General features: G+C 33.2%; 19 protein-coding genes. 11 read left to right on the top strand and 8 right to left on the bottom strand.

The window, feature by feature from the left end; genetic code table 11:
• Positions 1–8: 8 nt before the first annotated feature.
• On the top strand, positions 9–788 hold the full coding sequence (locus tag QLS71_RS14000; protein ID WP_308994035.1) for a hypothetical protein: 780 nt from the start codon (positions 9–11) through the stop codon (positions 786–788).
• 92 nt (positions 789–880) lie between these two features.
• On the opposite strand, the gene ltrA is transcribed toward QLS71_RS14000, so the two are convergent.
• A complete protein-coding gene (gene ltrA / locus QLS71_RS13995) occupies positions 881–2,161 on the bottom strand; it encodes a group II intron reverse transcriptase/maturase (protein WP_308994028.1) in 1,281 nt (426 codons plus the stop codon).
• Positions 2,162–2,836: 675 nt separating this feature from the next.
• Here ltrA and QLS71_RS13990 point away from each other — a divergent pair.
• Positions 2,837–3,505 carry a hypothetical protein gene (locus tag QLS71_RS13990; RefSeq protein ID WP_308994036.1) on the top strand — a complete coding sequence of 223 codons (669 nt, stop codon included), beginning with the start codon at positions 2,837–2,839 and terminating at the stop codon, positions 3,503–3,505.
• Between the two features lie 823 nt (positions 3,506–4,328).
• The gene (locus tag QLS71_RS13985) at positions 4,329–5,402 is read left to right on the top strand and encodes a hypothetical protein (RefSeq protein WP_308994033.1); all 1,074 of its coding nucleotides are present in this window, start codon (positions 4,329–4,331) and stop codon (positions 5,400–5,402) included.
• Positions 5,403–5,491: 89 nt separating this feature from the next.
• On the opposite strand, the gene QLS71_RS13980 is transcribed toward QLS71_RS13985, so the two are convergent.
• The 3 genes from QLS71_RS13980 to QLS71_RS13970 are packed head-to-tail and all read right to left on the bottom strand — an operon-like array spanning position 5,492 to position 7,067.
• On the bottom strand, positions 5,492–5,959 hold the full coding sequence (locus tag QLS71_RS13980) for a transposase (RefSeq protein ID WP_348636633.1): 468 nt from the start codon (positions 5,957–5,959) through the stop codon (positions 5,492–5,494).
• Positions 5,941–6,282, bottom strand: a complete 342-nt coding sequence (locus QLS71_RS13975; protein ID WP_348636556.1) for a transposase — start codon at positions 6,280–6,282, stop codon at positions 5,941–5,943. Before QLS71_RS13975 ends, QLS71_RS13980 begins: the two co-directional genes overlap by 19 nt.
• Positions 6,283–6,311: 29 nt before the next feature.
• On the bottom strand, positions 6,312–7,067 hold the full coding sequence (locus QLS71_RS13970; protein ID WP_348636555.1) for a transposase: 756 nt from the start codon (positions 7,065–7,067) through the stop codon (positions 6,312–6,314).
• A gap of 194 nt (positions 7,068–7,261) precedes the next feature.
• Here QLS71_RS13970 and QLS71_RS13965 point away from each other — a divergent pair, with 194 nt between their 5' ends.
• Together QLS71_RS13965 and QLS71_RS13960 are read left to right on the top strand one after the other, a co-directional pair.
• Complete coding sequence (locus QLS71_RS13965) at positions 7,262–7,975, top strand: hypothetical protein (RefSeq protein WP_308993984.1); 714 nt, start codon at positions 7,262–7,264, stop codon at positions 7,973–7,975.
• 509 nt (positions 7,976–8,484) lie between these two features.
• Positions 8,485–9,045: a hypothetical protein gene (locus QLS71_RS13960; protein WP_308993983.1), complete on the top strand. Its 561-nt coding sequence runs from the start codon at positions 8,485–8,487 to the stop codon at positions 9,043–9,045.
• Between the two features lie 150 nt (positions 9,046–9,195).
• Here QLS71_RS13960 and QLS71_RS13955 read toward each other — a convergent pair whose 3' ends face one another.
• Both QLS71_RS13955 and QLS71_RS13950 read right to left on the bottom strand, forming a co-directional pair.
• Positions 9,196–10,083 carry a helix-turn-helix domain-containing protein gene (locus tag QLS71_RS13955; protein ID WP_308993982.1) on the bottom strand — a complete coding sequence of 296 codons (888 nt, stop codon included), beginning with the start codon at positions 10,081–10,083 and terminating at the stop codon, positions 9,196–9,198.
• A gap of 59 nt (positions 10,084–10,142) precedes the next feature.
• A complete protein-coding gene (locus QLS71_RS13950; protein ID WP_308993981.1) occupies positions 10,143–10,769 on the bottom strand; it encodes a hypothetical protein in 627 nt (208 codons plus the stop codon).
• 460 nt (positions 10,770–11,229) lie between these two features.
• On the opposite strand from QLS71_RS13950, the gene QLS71_RS13945 reads away from it, so the two are divergent.
• Together QLS71_RS13945 and QLS71_RS13940 are read left to right on the top strand one after the other, a co-directional pair.
• Positions 11,230–11,796: a Crp/Fnr family transcriptional regulator gene (locus tag QLS71_RS13945; protein WP_308993980.1), complete on the top strand. Its 567-nt coding sequence runs from the start codon at positions 11,230–11,232 to the stop codon at positions 11,794–11,796.
• An 83-nt stretch (positions 11,797–11,879) separates the two neighbouring features.
• A complete protein-coding gene (locus QLS71_RS13940) occupies positions 11,880–12,803 on the top strand; it encodes an SDR family NAD(P)-dependent oxidoreductase (RefSeq protein ID WP_308993979.1) in 924 nt (307 codons plus the stop codon).
• A gap of 212 nt (positions 12,804–13,015) precedes the next feature.
• Here the strand turns inward: QLS71_RS13940 and QLS71_RS13935 are convergent, their stop codons facing one another.
• Positions 13,016–13,336, bottom strand: a complete 321-nt coding sequence (locus QLS71_RS13935; protein WP_348636554.1) for a transposase — start codon at positions 13,334–13,336, stop codon at positions 13,016–13,018.
• Between the two features lie 315 nt (positions 13,337–13,651).
• On the opposite strand from QLS71_RS13935, the gene QLS71_RS13930 reads away from it, so the two are divergent.
• The 3 genes from QLS71_RS13930 to QLS71_RS13920 all read left to right on the top strand — a co-directional run bounded on the left by QLS71_RS13930 (position 13,652) and on the right by QLS71_RS13920 (position 15,283).
• Positions 13,652–14,641 (top strand): S41 family peptidase, encoded by a 990-nt coding sequence (locus QLS71_RS13930; RefSeq protein ID WP_308993947.1) that lies wholly within the window; start codon positions 13,652–13,654, stop codon positions 14,639–14,641.
• Positions 14,642–14,744: 103 nt separating this feature from the next.
• Positions 14,745–14,987, top strand: a complete 243-nt coding sequence (locus tag QLS71_RS13925; protein WP_308993948.1) for a hypothetical protein — start codon at positions 14,745–14,747, stop codon at positions 14,985–14,987.
• A complete protein-coding gene (locus tag QLS71_RS13920) occupies positions 14,969–15,283 on the top strand; it encodes a type II toxin-antitoxin system RelE/ParE family toxin (RefSeq protein ID WP_308993949.1) in 315 nt (104 codons plus the stop codon). The genes QLS71_RS13925 and QLS71_RS13920 overlap by 19 nt, the downstream gene beginning before the upstream one ends.
• Before the next feature lie 86 nt (positions 15,284–15,369).
• Here QLS71_RS13920 and QLS71_RS13915 read toward each other — a convergent pair whose 3' ends face one another.
• On the bottom strand, positions 15,370–15,609 hold the full coding sequence (locus QLS71_RS13915; protein WP_348636553.1) for a transposase: 240 nt from the start codon (positions 15,607–15,609) through the stop codon (positions 15,370–15,372).
• A 354-nt stretch (positions 15,610–15,963) separates the two neighbouring features.
• Between QLS71_RS13915 and QLS71_RS13910 the strand changes: the two genes are divergently transcribed.
• On the top strand, positions 15,964–16,470 hold the full coding sequence (locus tag QLS71_RS13910; RefSeq protein WP_308993951.1) for a hypothetical protein: 507 nt from the start codon (positions 15,964–15,966) through the stop codon (positions 16,468–16,470).
• Positions 16,471–16,777: the final 307 nt, after the last annotated feature.

The following is a 16,777-nucleotide window of genomic DNA, read 5'->3' as shown; positions in this document are numbered from 1 at the left end:
AAACATAGATGAAAAGAATTCTGACAGTTTTAATTATATTAATTTCGACTAATATTTTTGGTCAAAAAAATATGTTAGAAACACTTACAATTGATTCTACGACAAAAATTATTGGAAGATATCCACAATACGATAAAACTAGAACTTATGAAAAATATAATTTTATCATAGAAGATTCTGTAGAAATATCAAACTTTATCAGGAATATTAAACTCGGAGATGAAGTTCCTAACTCTAGTGAAAGTCCTTCTTTTCGAATAACAATCGTGAAAAATTTTAAAGAAGAAGGAACTTGGACTATTAATCCAACACAAAAAAGCGTAATGACACACGACGGTCATACTTACAAGTTTGATATTGACCAAATAACCGAATTGAATGAAAAATTCTCTTTTAAATATAATCACAAGAAAATTATATTTAAAAGCCCAGAAGAATATCAAGCGTATTTGATTGAACAAAAAAAGAATCCAAATTTTCTTTTCGACTATAAACCACAGTTTAAATATGAAGGTAGTTTTGAAATAGAATTTGAAAAATCAAATAAATTTTCAAGTCCCAAAGCGATAAGTGAGTTTTTGTATCCATATATTGATAAAATAGTTGATAGAAATGAATATAGAGTGAGCTATATTCTTAATAAAAAGAATATGAAAAACAATGGAAAGTCATACACGATGACAATTACTGGACCGAAGAAAATATATGAAAATTTAGAAATAAAAAAACTCAAAAACGAAAATTGGGAATCAACAGTTGAAGACGGTTGGTTCTTTTATCGTGAATAAAAACTGTTGCTAATCGAGTAGACGGGTGACGACTTAAAAGTCGTCACTGCGCCTCTCACACCACCGTACGTACGGGTCTCGTATACGGCGGTTCACCAAATTGAAGTTTGCGTATTATTAATGTAATCTAACAAAGGTTTATACCCTTTTCGTTTAAGCCTAGAAACTGTAATAGTCGTCTTTAAAATAGGACTTTGAGCGACTGCCCAACCTCCCATTCTGGTGCGACTCCAAGCATAGGCTTGTCCGATTTCTATACCTAATCGAATGAGATTTTTACGTTTCCTCTCTAGCTTTTTCCAATCGTGCCAAATACAATAGCGTAACCGATTTCTTAACCATTCATCTAGCTTTTTAACTTTTGCATAGATGTTAGTTAAGCGGTAATTATTCATCCAGCCTCGACAGACTTGATTAAGCCGATCCAGACGTTCGAATAACGACATGGGTTTGGTTTTCTTGGTGATACTTTTCAAGTTACGTTTAAACTTTGCCCAACCTTTCTTGGTTACCACTAGTGCATATTGTCCTTTTATACCCTTTTTATAAACGGGTACAAATCCATGCCCAAGTAACTCAAAGTTTACAGGTCTGCGAATGCCGCTTTTGGCTTTATTTATAGGTAGTTTAAGTCTATCTCTTAAAAAGATAAACAGTTTATTTCCTATAGTTTTTGCCTCGCTTTTACTTTTTGCGTAAACACTAAAGTCGTCTGCGTAGCGAACATAGCGCAAGCCCATGCTTTTCATTTCTTTGTCCAAAACATCTAACATAATGTTAGATAATAAGGGACTAATGGGACTACCTTGAGGGATCCCTTTTCTGCGCTTTTTGAGTGTTCCATCTATTAAGATGGGCGCTCTTAACCATTTTCGGATTAATCGCAAGGTGGTTGGACATTTTACTTTGCGGTAAATAAGTTGAAGTAAGATACAGTGGTCTACTTCATCAAAGAACCCTTGTAAATCAATATCTACAATATCTTGGTAACCATCATTGATGTAGCCTTGTGCTTGTAATACTGCTTTTTGGATGTTCTTTTGTGGGCGAAATCCATAACTAACAGGTTCAAAATCATATTCAAAATGAACCATTAATTGTTGACTTACCGCCTGTTGTAGCCACCTATCTACTACTGTTGGTATTCCTAATAATCGGGTTTTACCCGGTCCTTTTGGAATGGTTACTCCTAAAATTGAATTTGGCACATAGCTATTTGTGCGAATTGTAGATAATATAAGCGAACGGTTTTCCAATATGTATGCCGAAAGTGCCGTTGTTTTCATACCATCTACGCCGTTCGCTCCTTTATTGCGCTCCACTTGGCGTGTTGCTTTATAAAGGTTTGTTGCTGATAATACCTGTTCAATCATAGATTCAATAATTCGTGTACTCCTGTTGGTTTAAAACTAGGCTAGCTAAGCATCCTAATCGAATTCCAACGTAATTTAATGTTTAGTCCTTCCTTACCCGTGAGACCTGTACAATTCTTGTTGCACCTCGTTTCCTGTAAGTACTATGACTTCTGCTGACTTCTCTACTTAACCAACTCGTAGTTGTAGAGATCTCCCCAGGTAATGGCATCTTCTTTCTCTCAATCCCTGCCGTATCTACATATTTACCCTTTTGTTAATCTTAGGGCGTTACAATGATGTGCTTGCTTACCCAAGTAAATATGCCTCTGTATACGGTTTCTGTTCGTCAGTACCGAGTTTTGTAGTTTCGCTTCCTTCACTCCATGTCTCACGACACACGAGCTTGCGACTTACTAATGCTTCAGGACGTTACTCCTGCGCATAAGGGACTTGCACCCTATAGATTAATTATTTACCTTTCGGTAAAGAAAAGATGCCCATGCTGGGCACACACACCGTATATAATTTATTGCTAGTTCTGGCTTGCTTACGAAAATCCTTGCGGATTTTCTAGCTGTTTTGTACTTGCTAAATTTGTTACTTTACCACGCAACAAACCATATACATATACGTTGTGCGTCATTTACGAAAACGTGAAACAGCGAAATAATTTGAAAGAGATTAATATAAAATATGGGAATTTTTAATTGGCGAAAAAAAAGCAATACCGAACCAGTTCGAGAGGTTGTTTCAATGAAAATGACAAAAAAGAATATCAATGATTTTTTTGTTGCCATTCGGAATCATAATAATACTGATGTCTTGAATTTTATTAACTCAAACTCTGAATTTACAAATGTAGCCAGACCAGGATTACCGAAAAAAGATTGCGGACAAAATGGACTACAAGTAGCTCTTAAAGTTGGAAATTTTGAAATTGCAGAAAAATTAATAAAAAAAGGGACCGATGTTAATCATATTGCAGACAATACCGACGAATGGAATTTGCCTGTTTTACATAGTTGTATAATTGCAACATTTCATCAAACGAATACTATTTCTGACGAATTAGAAAACTTTGAGACTTCATTTCGAATTTTAAAGCTAATGCTCGAAAAAGGTGCTGACCCAAACGGAATTGATTCGTATGGAAATAACAGCTTAATGAGAGCTTTACTCGATGCTAAAAAATTCATTGACCACCCAAATTTTAAAGAAGAACTAAAAACTTTAGAGCAAACACGAAGAATATTTCGATTGTTAATTGAATTTGGTGCTGATATAGAATACTCAAACGAAAAAAGACCCAAACTGAACGACCGAATTAAAGATTTCGGAATGGGAAAATATAAATTAATATAAAAAAACGAACGCACAATCGAGTAGACGGGTGACGACTTAAAAGTCGTCACTGCGCCTCTCACACCACCGTACGTACGGGTCTCGTATACGGCGGTTCGTAAATCATCATACCAAAGCTCTTTTCACCCTTGGCACTATCTTCTAATTTAAGCATAGGCTACCACTAGTGCTCCTATGCGAATTTTGAAGAGAATTACGTTCAGTCCTTCCCTACTTGTGAGTCCATCGGAGGTATTGCCTCTGCTCGTTTCCTATAGGTACTATGACCTCTGCTGACTTCTCTACATAACCAACTCGTAGTTTTGGAGATCTCCCCAGGTAATGGCATCTTCTTTCCCTCAATCGCTGCCGTATCTACATACTTACCCTTTTGTTAATCTTAGGGCGTTACAATGATGTGCTTGCTTACCCGAGTAAATATGCCTCTGTATACGGTTTCTGTTCGTCAGTACCGAGGTTTGTAGTTACCAACGCGCCAGCTGGCTCATTCGCTAAAAATGTCTACAAGACATTTTATTAACGCTCTGCCCTCTTCAGATAAAACCTCACGGTTTTCACCCTTGCGACTTACTAATGCTTCAAGACGTTACTCCTGCGCATAAGGGACTTGCACCCTATAGATTAATTATTTACCTTTCAGTAAATAAAAGATGCCCATGCTGGGCACACACAACGTATATAATTTATTGCTAGCTTCTTGCCTACTTACGAAAGTCCTCGCGGACTTTCTTGGTCAGTAATTATTTACTAAATTAGTTGCTTGAAACACGCAACAAACCATATACAAACACGTTGTAGATAATTAAAACAAACCAATATACTTATGAAAAAAACAATTTTACTCATCACTTGCCTACTATCAATTTTTAGTATTTATTCCCAAGTCAATATTGGAAGAAAAAGAGGACTTGGAAATTTATACGTTGTTGAACATAATGACAAACTATATGATATTATAAAAAAAACGACGACTTACTTTGTTGTACCGGATAGTTTAGATTTCAATGAGACAAAAAAAACCATTGAAGAAATTTGGACATTTAATAGTATTAAGTTTATATCCGAAGTTGATTATCAAAAAGGCGAATTAATTTCAACAGACAATTCTATAATCAAGTTTCAGGACAAGAATTACATCAAAACTAAAGAAACAATAGGAAGAAATGATGAGAGAATCGTTGGAACAATTGATTTATACAAATTTCAAATGTTTTATTATGAAGAAGTTTCAAAAAAGAATAACGGGAAAATCAAAAAAGAGATAGGGCAAATTGCTGAGATAATATTCACTCCTGATAACTATTATAGATTTTTAGGAAAAGAGACTGGTTATACTGGCGACTTTGAAATAGGTTATGTAGGAAAACCTAGTTTGTTTAAATCAGGGACAAATGAATTTACCGTTAAAACTAAAGATGATGGCAATAGTTACAAATATCTTAAAACCCCAGAATCATATAATTTTCACTTAGGTTATATTAAAAATTACTTTCAAACTTTGAATAATAAATTAACCGACAATGAAAGTTTAAAAATAAGAGATGAAATTAAAAAGAAAGACAAGTTAAAAGAGCTAAAATCAAAAACACTTTATGTCCCAAATTGGTTATTAAAAGATTATAGTACATTTAAATTAAAAGTAACTAAAGTCCTAAAACCTGAAGAATTATTCGAAGATTATAAATTTGAATTTAAAGTTCTTTCAAATGAAGAATTAAATTCAAAAATTTTAAACAAAGATGAATTCTACTATTTAATGCACACTACATATAATGGAGAAAAAGTCATATCAATTATTAACAGTCTGACAGGTGAAATAATTTATTCAATAGTTGATAACTCTAGTAATCTTATCGAAAAATCTGACTTGAAGGATATTAATAAGTTAATTAAGTAAAAACTATCTACAACAAAGGTAACCGTTGCACAAGCCAATAATTTATAAAAATAGACTTCTATAACTGCCTTTTAAGGCAGTTTGTTTTTTTACGTCACTTTATAGTTAGCTATTTTAAAGTTCCTTAAAAACAATTTTTCGAGCTCGTATACTCTCTTTTTTAAGCAAAATAATAAAGCAAGCATTCCTGCGCCACTTTTCACTCTTTTTTGGGTGAATTTCAGATACTTTTTAAGGTTATAAGCCATAGCCGCCATGTGCATAACCTTATTTGCTTGCTTAATTCCTATAGTATTAATTTTTCTAAGTCCCAGAAACTGGGTGAGCGTTCCAAATACCGGTTCTACCGTACTTTGCCGTTTGCCTTTCATGTAGCGACCTCTGGCACTGTTTACGCGGAGGTTATTCCGTTCGTACTCTTCTACATAATAGGTAATTGTAATACGCTTTTCTTGACTCTTTTTTAAACAGGCACTTCTTAAGGGACAGTCAATGCAAACTTTCTTTGAGGCTCGATATTCTTTCTTTTTATTATTATTTACCCCTTCATAAAAAATCTTTTTAAAAGGGATGATTTGACCCTGTGGACATACATAATGATCCTGCGCCTTGTCATATTTAAACCTTCTGTACCGCCTTTGTAAGTGCCATGAGGTGGAATATAACTCTGTAACCCCTTGGCTTCTAAATAAGCATAGTTCTCGCCACTACTATAGCCCGTGTCGGCTATACAATGATGCCATAATAAACCGTGTTTATGAAGACGTTTTTCTAAGCGATCACAAATATCTGGTAAATACTGACTATCTTTTGCGTCTGCATGATACGCCTTGATATCGGTTATCACATGATGTCCTGTATCCACACTTAACTGACTCATATAATTTAGCTTTCTGGCTTTACCAGGTTTTACACTAATTCGGGCATCGGGATCTGTGGGACTGTAATGGGTTTTATTGGAAGTGTACTTGGAGCCTTTGTTACCCGCACCTGGCGCTGGTCTTGATCTTTACGCCATTTTTTATTTCTACTTTTTATAGCTTGTAATTCACCAGCACTGGCACTTATTTCTTGTTGCGATTTGGGGGCTTTATTAGCTTTGCTTTGTCTTATTGGTGCAACATCTTTATCCATAGCACTTATATGCCTAATACGCTGTAAATGCTGCTCTAAATCTTCTTTAGGAACCTTCAGTTCTAAAGTGTCCATCGAGGCATTTGCTTTTACAGGGGCGGAATCTATGGCTTGGGTATGGCCACTTACCATCCCTTTTGCTACACACATACCGAATACTTGTGTGAAAACGGATTCAAATACTGCTTCTGGATATAATTGACGGGTTCTACTTATAGTGCTATGCCATGGGAGCGGTTCATCGATATCATAACCCAAGAAATAGAGAATATCCAATCGCATGCTGCTATGTTGAATTAAATCTCTATCGCTGATCAGATTCTCTAAATAACCTACCAAGCACAGTTTAAAGAACACCACCGGGTCAATACTTTTTTGTCCGCTATCACCATAATATGGACGCGTGAGTTTATATAAAAATTCTAGATCTAGAACCCCTTTTAAGCGTCTGTAAAAATTGTGATCGGGAACCCGTTCGCTTAACTGAAACTGAGCGAAGAGCTTTTCTTGATAGTCTTTTTTGCCTTGCATAAATAAAGATAGGAAATTTATTAATATCTTAGGCTTGTGCAACAGGCACAAAGTATAACCGCAATTACGGCGGATTCGACTACGTCCGAATCCACTCGGAATTGCTAACGTCTGTGCTAAACCGAAAATTATTAACTTTAATCCCGTAACTGACGGTTATACGAGACCGTTAGCTGTAATTTGAACCAATCTTTATGGTAGAAAAAAAAGACATCGAAAAATTAATTATTCAGAACAAAAAAAGTACTCTGAAAAATCATTGGAATGATGCGTTTTTTTATAACACAACAAAATACAGTGGAGAAATTAAACAAAATGAACTTCTACTTTGGCGTTCATCACACTTTTTAAGAGGTGCTTATCCAATTTTTCGTTTAATTTTTGACCAAAATGGCAAACTGAAAGGTATAAAAACTGAAAAAAACCCATATTACAAACTTCAGATCAAAATATCAATAGGATTTATTACTGTACTAAGTTTAATGTCGATATTTATGACTGAATTTAAAATTGCCATTATTGCAATAATCGGAATTTCTGTGTTGGTGTTTTTTTTGTATTTATTTACGTTTAATGTTAGAAAGTACGAAACAAAAGTTCTGACTGAAGAACTAAAAGATGCAATAGAAAATATAGAAAGAGAAAATAATCCTGAACCTGAAAAAATAACGAAAACGGAACTAAAGAAAGAAAAGATTAAGGAATGGACTTTTACAAAAATTTTGACAAGACTTCTACTCTATCCTTTTTGCTTCTTTATTTTATGGATTTCGATAGATGGATTTTTGGATGAAGGAATGACATTACACCGAATTATTGGAATAATTATAACCTTAACTTATATAGTTGTTGACATACTAATGGTAATTGGAAAAAACAAAAAACTACAGCTAACACCGTATCCGTAGAGCATCCTTATGGCGTAATAAAAAGACAATGGGGATTTTATTATATCATGACCAAGAAGACCATTCAACATGCCTCGGCAGATGTGGGTCTTATATTTTCTGCATATAACCTGCGTAGAATATTCAACTTAATTGACCACAATTCTCTAAAAGAGTACCTAAAAAGGCTGTTTTTGATTTTTTACACCTATAGGACTATTTTTAAAGCCTTTTGCCAAACCTATATCAATTCCAAAAACCAAAATATTTACCACAAAAAATATTATATAGTAGCTTAAACCACCTATTTTTACTTAATTTTAAATTAAAAAAATAAAAAACCGATAGTTTTTAGACAAACTGACGTTACCCAACATTTGAGAAAAAGCTACGAACCAAATAATAAACTTCTGAAAATCCTATTAAGGGAGAATGTATATCTAATAATTGGATTAATTATTATTATACCTATTTGGCATTACATCAAAAACGGAGAAACATTTGTTTTGGACTTACTTTTCGTAAAAATAATGATTGGAATAATTCTCGTTTTCAACTTACCAAATTTTCTCATTTTCATAAACTATTACAGGGAAAACAAAAACACAAGAATCGATATTGATTTAGATTCTGACAAAATAATAATTAGCGAAAACGGAATTAAAAAACAATATAAAATATCTGATATTAAATCTTCTATATATCATTTAGGAGTTTACTATAAAAATCGGATTGACAATGCCAGACGATGGAAAATGATGAATTCTGATTTAGCTTATTGGGATTTGAAATTTAATAATGGAGACACATTTTACATATCAAATTTCTTGGTTGACTTTTTACACGAAAAACCAATTGTTAAGAATACAAAGTTTAGATTTAGAATGTTTCAATACATTAATAAATCAGACTCAAAAGAAGCGATTGAATTAAAACAGGCTCAAGAAAAAAATATGATGGAAAAGTATGTCGAAAAATTTCAATCCAAAACTGAAAATGAATTAAATGAAATTTTGAATAATAGAAAAAGTTATCAGAAAGAAGCAGTTGAAGCTGCTGAATTAATAATGAGAAATAAAAACGTTGGGTAACAAAGACGTGTATAATTCATTGCTAGTGCAAGCTTACTTACGAAAATCCTCGCGGATTTTCTATTCGGTTTTTATTTGCTAAATTAGGTACTAAAACACGCCACTAATCATACACAATCACGTTGTACACATTGAAAATGTGAACCATTTTCACTTTTCTAATTTAGCAAATCCGACCGTTTTTCTATAAACATCTGGGGAAACACCAACTTTTTTTTTGAAAAATCTACTAAAATAAAATTCATCATCATAACCCAAATTAGCAGCGATTTGTTTTAAAGGCTTTGAGGTTAAATAAAGTTCCCGCTTAGCTTCAATAAGTATTCTATTTGAAATTAAAGTACTGGTTGTTTGATTCAAATACTTTTTTACGACACCTGCCAATGTTTTAGGACTAACACACAAAATATCCGCATATTCACTTGGAGAATGCAACTCAAAGTATTTTTTTTCAATAGCATCAACTAAATTTTGTAAAACTTCTGATTGACCATCAGAAATTCGAGGCACAATATCGGTATCAAACTCTTTCTTTTGTCGCACTGCTTCGATTAAAAACACTTTCAAAAAAGCTACAAGAACTTCGTGCTGAGCGATAGAATCTCTATCCATCTCTTTTGAAATTTGAACAATTAAATTAAAAAATAAAGCTTCTTCAGAAATTTTAAAATATGGAAGTCCATGAAAATTATTAAATAAAATACCTTCTGTTTCAATTTCATTTTGATGTCTATACGTACAAAAAAAATCAGGATGAAAGTTTAAAAACCATCCTGAACAAGATTCTTTAGAAGTAATCATAAAAGGCTGGTAAGGTGATAAACATATCATTTGATTTCCTTCCAACTCATAGTTAGACACATCTACATTTAACTTATAATTACTGCTATTTAATAGAATAAGAGAATAATAGTTTTTTCGTTGTAGATGATCAAATTGACTGAGGTTTTCAAGTCGTTCTAATCTAAAAGCGAGTTCACCATTGTGTTTATCAATAATAATTTGAGCCATACGAATCTGTTTTTCTTTTATAATCATTTACATAAAAAAGAAAGGAGTGTTTGCCACACTGCCACACTCCTTTCTAAAGATAATAATTATTTGGATGCTAAAATATCTATTTTTTGAATTGCTGATGCTTCAAAACCTTCTAAGATAATAGGAGCATTTTCCATAAGTGCTGCTGCTACTTTACCTGTTAGATGCTTATCTCTACCTGAATCTTCCGTAAAAGTATCAAAAATAGCATAGGTGTTAGCATTTATTTTAATCGCATACCAAGTTAATGTATTAGGTTCGTTACCAACTAATTGCTTACCTACATTTAAGAAGTTCTCTACATCTGTTGTTTTACCATTTTTGGCCTTCATAATAACTAACAAACCTTTGTTTTGTGTACCAGTTTTATGGTTAGAAGCTAACACATCTATAACTTGAATACTAGTCTTTGGGTCAAAATTCTCTAGCAAATCACCTGCATTAGCTAGCAATGCTTTGGCAACTTCGCCTGTTAAATGTGCTTGTCGGCCTTCTTCTAACTCAAAAGTGTCGTAAATTCCAAAAGTACTATCATCTATCTGAAATGCAAACCACGATACTGTTTGAGGTTCTTGATTTACTAATGATAATCCACCAAGCAAGAAGTTTTTTAGGTCTTGTTCTTTTCCTGGTTTTGCTTTCATAATTAATAATAATCCGATAGTTTCTTTTTTTGTGTCTTGCATAATGTTTGTGTTTTTAGTTTTTGAAAATGTTTGAATTGTAAAGCCTAGAATTAGAACTAGGAGTCATAATTTTAATGGAAATTTAGTTTTCATCTTTTATTATGTTTTTGTTACACCGCAAATTTGAGAAGGAATGAAAGACTATGGAATGGATATCTATTACTATAGCATGGACAATTTTCAAAAAGATTAATACTATTGAATGCAGTATGCACATAAGCCGTGTATAATTCATTGCTAGTTATAGCCTAATGTCATTAAGTTCTAGCCTACTTACGAAAATCCTCGCGGATTTTCTATTCGGTTTTTATTTACTAAATTAGGTGCTTAAACACGCCACTAATCTTATAAACGTTACCTGCAACCAGAGAACCTGTCCAAATGGAGCAAAACCAAAATCAATCAACCTTTTTGCCATTTGACAAATTCCGAATAAAATGCAATGACAATCTTTGTGACTATGGACAAATTAATAAACTATCTGTTGGAATTTGGGCAGTTAAATCAACAGCAAATTGACTTGATAAAGAGAAAAGCACAGGTATTGGAGTTGAAAAAGGGCGATTACTTTTCCGAAGCAGGAAAAATACCAAAACAAGTAGCTTTTATTGAAGAAGGAATTTTACGAGTATGTTACTATAACAGCGAAGGGGATGAAATCACCAAATATTTTGTTGATGAGAACAATTTTGCAGTGGACATAAATAGCTTCAATCAAAAGATCCCCTCTTCAGAATATGTACAGGCTGTAACAGATTGCACACTACTTGTATTTTCTACAGAATCACTCAACCATTTGTCAGCTACTATCATTCAGTGGGACGGCATTATCAATAAAATAACCGAAAAAGCATTGGTTGAAAAGGTAAATAAACTAAGCCCCATGTTAGCCGAAGATGCCAAAACAAGGTATCTTAGTTTTTTAGAAAAGTTTCCGAATTTAGCCAACAGAATTCCGCTTTCCTATCTCGCTTCTTATTTAGGAATCACGCAATCATCATTAAGCAGGATTCGAAAAAGCATCTGAATTCATAATTTGCCAAATGGCAAAAGTTTTTGCTTTTGAAGTGCTGAACTTTGCTTCATCATTTTAATAGAAAACAAAAAAATATGGATTCAATAATTATTACAGGAGCAACCAGTGGAATTGGCTTTGAGTGTGCTTTACAAATGGCTCGAATGGCTAAGAACGAACAAATTATCATTCCAGCCAGAAATATTGGAGCAGGAAAAGACATAATAGAAAAAATAAAAGACAGGACAGGTCATAAAAACCTAAAATGCTTGGAATTGGATTTGGCTTCTTTAGAATCTATAAGAAAGTTCTCTGAATCATTTGCCAAAGAAAAAAACAACTCCATTTCTATCTTGATAAATAATGCAGGAGTACAGAATATTGGCGAAACACAATATACGGCAGATGGATTTGAACAGACATTTGGTGTAAATCATCTTGGTTCGTTTGCCTTGACTATGCAATTATTACCCTTTATGAAAAATGAAGGGCACATAACATTCACATCTAGCGAAACACACGACCCAGCACTTAAAACACCCATAGAACCACCAATTTATACCAGTGTTCAAGAGCTTGCTTTCTCAAAAGAAACTTCCGAAAAACCTAACATAGTTGGACAAAGAAGGTATTCTACTTCAAAATTGTGTAACATAATGACCACTTATGAATTACAAGAACGATTAAAAAAAACAAATATTAGGGTAAATGCCTATGACCCAGGAATGACACCAGGAACAGGACTTGCCAAAACTTATTCACCTGTTATGCGATTTTTATGGAAAAACGTATTCCCTGCTTTGACCCTATTAAAAAGCAACATACATACACCAGCTCAAGCGGGAAGAAATTTAGCAAACCTTGCGTATTCTGACAAGTATAAAGACTTAAAGGGAATTTATTTCTCGGATGGGAAAGTTGTTAAAACATCTGTTGATTCTTATAACAAGATTTTTCAAAAAAGCCTGTGGAATGGTAGCCTCGAACTGACAAAAACCACATTTAACAAAATAACATAAAGAAACTTCTGAAAAAAAAATGGCAGCAGGTAATCGAGTAGACGGGTGACGACCTAAAAGCCGCCACTACGCCTCTCACACCACCGTACGTACGGGCCTCGTACTTAGCGGTTCAGTAATGATGCAATTTTGTAATATTCGACTAAACTTTATATAACCCCTCATTTTTAATCGTTTTACGGTTATCGTAGTTCCCAATATAGGGCTTTGGGCTACTGCCCATCCTCCCATTCTTGTTCGACTCCAAGCGTATGCTTGTCCCTATAATTAGCTATTTTAAAGTTCCTTAAAAACAATTTTTCGAGCTTGTATACTCTCTTTTTTAAGCAAAATAATAAAGCAAGCATTCCTGCGCCACTTTTCACTCTTTTTTGGGTGAATTTCAGATACTTTTTAAGGTTATAAGCCATAGCCGCCATGTGCATAACCTTATTAGCTTGCTTGATTCCTATAGTATTAATTTTTCTAAGTCCCAGAAACTGGGTGAGTGTTCCAAATACGGGTTCTACCGTACTTTGTCGTTTGCCTTTCATGTAGCGACCGCTTTACAAAGTGTTCTATAAAAAACAAAGATTCTTAAAAATTAGAATGGCTATGCGAAGTCTCCCGACTTCGTACCCACAAAGTTGAGGCACAAACCATAGGCTAGAAGGCTTTTTTGGTAAGCACCATACACATAAGCGCCTACTAATTAGGGCAACTTTATAAAAAAAGTGCAATACAAACCAAGCGCTATAAGTCATTGGTTTCCTAATTAAAAATAATATATTGCATACATAAACGGTATAACTACACTGGGGTTATTTTTATTGTGGTTAGGCATGTGTTGTAGCATTAAAACCAAGTTCGTGAGATACATTTATTTAATAATAATCATCTATTTAATTGGGAGCTGTTCGGCTTCAAAACAGACTTTATCCAATCAAGAAAAATATGTAAATAAAGTATTTAACATAGTAGAAAAACATTCCATTAGAAAAGACTCAGTCGATTTTGACAAAATTAAATCAAAAGCATATGAGAAAGTAAAGCAAGCTAAAACCATTGAAGATTGCTACCCAATTATTCAATCCATACTTAGAGATTTGGGAGATAATCATAGTTTTTTAATGACAAAAGAGAGAGTAGAAAAATGGAAAAATACAAGCAAATCAAAAACAAAAAATGAACTTATAACATTTTCAGGTAAAAACATAAATGATAACATTGGATATTTAAAAATGAATGGGGTCAGTTCAGGTGACAAAAAATCACTAAGAACTTATGCCGATAGCCTTCAGAATTTGATAAAGACAATTGACAACAAAAATATTCAAGGCTGGATTATTGATTTAAGAGAAAATACAGGTGGAAATTGTTGGCCTATGTTAGCCGGAATAGGACCAATAATTGATGACGGAGTATGCGGATACTTTATGAATGGTTCTGGCAGGAAATCTGAATGGTTTTACGAATACGGAGAATCTGGAATTAACTCAAAAACAATAGTAAAAACAAGCATAAAACCCTATGAGCTCTTAAACAGAAATAATCCAATTGCTATATTGACAGGCAATAGAACTGCGAGTTCAGGAGAAGTTATAGTTACTGCATTTCACGGAAAAGAAAACACAAAAAGTTTCGGTAAACCTACAGCTGGCTTATCTACAGGCAATAGAAATTTTAGATTAAGTGATGGTTCAATGATTTTATTGACAAGTTCTATTTATTCCGACCGAAACGGCAAACTTTTTGGAAAAGAAATTAAACCTGATATTGAAATTGAATTTACATATGACGAAATTGGCACAGATAAGGATAAAGTCATTGAGCAAGCAATTGAATGGATTAATAAATAATAACGCTACACACCAATGGCTATAAGTAATTGCTTCTACTCGCCTACTTTGATTAGGAAAAACGAGCAATTTTTTGGATATTTAGAACTTAAATTTAAGTAAAATGGCAACAGTAGACAATATACGAAACGGACTGATAGACAAAATACTATCCATTAGAAATAAAGATTTTTTAGTCGCTCTAGACAAATTAATTACTTCAAGTTCTTCGGAATCTGATATTATTGAATTGACGAAAGACCAAAAAATTATGCTCGAAATGAGTGAACAGGATATTAAAAATGGAAAACTGATTTCTCAAGAAGCTATGGACAAAAGAAATCTGGAATGGTTAAACACAATGTAATTTGGACTCGAACAGCCGACATTCAATTCGTTGGAATTTTAGAATATTGGGTGAAAAGAAATAAATCGAATACCTATTCAAAAAAACTCTTGAAATTAGTTTCGGAAAGAACAAAGCAAATAGCCGAACAACCAGTAATTTTCAAAGCGACTGACTTTAAAGATACGAGAGTAGCTTCACTTGGAAATTTCAGTATTTTCTATAAATTTAATGATAAAGAAATAATAATCACAGCATTTTGGGATAACAGACAAAACCCTAAAAAACTGTTAAAAATATTGGAAAACAAAAAATAACGTTGCCCAACAATGGTAACCGTTGCACCAGCCAATAAATTATAAAAATAGACTTCTATAACTGCCTTTTAAGGCAGTTTGTTTTTTTACGTCACTTTATAGTTAGCTATTTTAAAGTTCCTTAAAAACAATTTTTCGAGCTTGTATACTCTCTTTTTTAAGCAAAATAATAAAGCAAGCAATCCTGCGCCACTTTTCACTCTTTTTTGGGTGAATTTCAGATACTTTTTAAGGTTATAAGCCATAGCCGCCATGTGCATAACCTTATTTGCTTGCTTGATTCCTATAGTATTAATTTTTCTAAGTCCCAGAAACTGGGTGAGCATTCCAAATACGGGTTCTACCGTACTTTGCCGTTTTCATGTAGCGACCGCTTTACGAAGTGTTCTATAAAAAACAAAGATTCTTAAAAATTAGAATGGCTATGCGAAGTCTCCCGACTTCATACCCACAAAGTTGAAGCACAAACCATAAGCTAGAAGGCTTTTTTGGTAAGCACCATACACATAAGCGTCTACTAATTAGGGCAACTTTATAAAAAAGTGCAATACAAACCAAGCGCTATAAGTCATTGGTTTCCTAATTAAAAAGTAATATATTGCATACATAAACGATATGACTACAATGGGGTTATTTTTATTGTGGTTAGGCATGTGTTAGCAAACATTAACGAAACAAATATGAACAGAATAATTTTCACTTTAATTTTTACTTTCTTTTTTTCGAACATATATTCTCAAGACATCTATGTAAAATTACCAAAGACAGAAAATAATTGTCCAACAATAATTATTGAAGAATACATTATTGCCAATAAAAGTGCAATCGGAACAACAAAAGAATTGATTGATGAAATAAGAGTTCTGAAAGACCAACCAAACCGGAAAGAGCATAAATTCTTCAATTTGACTGAAAACGGAATTATTTTTGTCAGTTTAAAGAAAAAAACTGCTTTTAAAACGCAATCTGAATTGAACGAATTTTTCGGAATTGAAAAAAATAACGGAATCTATGTAAATGGATATTTAATAGAAAGTTCTGATTACAAAATTGCTACTGAATGTATTATGGAAATTGAATTGGTGGAACCTGATTCTGAAAACAAACTTGAACATAAAGCAATTAACGTTTGGACTCTGACTAAAGAAAATAGAATTAATGGTTGTGAAAGACAAAACGTGAATTAAAAATAACGATTTGCCAAGCAGTATATAAAAAATTGCTAGTTTTAGCTAAACCAATGTTAGTTGCTTTGTTTGCTAGCTTCTGATTTTCCTTCGGAAAATCCTCGCACACAAACACGCAACATTTCATATAAACGTTAGCTTTCATTAAGAAAAAAATAACATAATTTCGAAAAAATTGTATCTATATTTGCAAAGTGAAAGAAAGTTGTAAAATAAATAAAATGAATTCAACCTTGTCTATTTTTGGACTTGTGTTGCTACTATTGCTTTCACCTTGTAAGGTTAGGAATTTTATTCAAGCTGAATT

The sequence above is a fragment of the Mariniflexile litorale genome (assembly GCF_031128465.2).
GTDB classification, from domain to species: Bacteria; Bacteroidota; Bacteroidia; order Flavobacteriales; family Flavobacteriaceae; genus Mariniflexile; species Mariniflexile litorale.
This window is presented reverse-complemented; position numbering and strand designations above follow the sequence as displayed.